Genomic DNA, 383 nt, shown 5'->3' with positions numbered 1-383 from the left:
CAGATAACCCTAAAACTGTCGCAATCAAGTTGAACAATAAATGGATGAAGCTGGGAGATAATACGTTTGAAGCTGCTGAGCAGTTGAAGATAGCACCGAATTCATCAAAATCGCTTGTTCTTGATGGCAGTGCATCCAAGAGTACGATTCCAGAAAAAACAAAAGGTATCTATGAGAAGGCATTCAATGTAACTTATACGCTGGAAATGGATAAGGCAGATCCGACACCTGCACCATAAACAGAGAATACGGATACATACAAAAGAGCACATCGTGCTCTTACATGAGGGAGGGAGCACTCCCTTCCTTATGCAAAGGTACGATGGAAGGAGAAAAGGAATGGAAGAGATGAAGGAAGCATCAAAAGAAGAGAAGAAGGAAGG

General features: G+C 42.0%; 1 protein-coding gene. It reads left to right on the top strand.

Features of this window, described 5'->3' with window-relative positions; all coding sequences use genetic code 11:
* Nucleotides 1–239: hypothetical protein (locus NE665_RS24105; protein WP_256302731.1), on the top strand; the 239-nt coding region annotated here is incomplete at its 5' end.
* Nucleotides 240–383: the final 144 nt, after the last annotated feature.

The sequence above is a fragment of the Clostridium sp. DFI.1.208 genome, assembly GCF_024463855.1.
In the GTDB taxonomy this organism is placed as follows: Bacteria; Bacillota_I; Bacilli_A; order Erysipelotrichales; family Erysipelotrichaceae; genus Clostridium_AQ.
The sequence above is the reverse complement of the archived record's forward strand: the minus strand, read 5'-3'. Positions and strand labels throughout refer to the sequence as shown.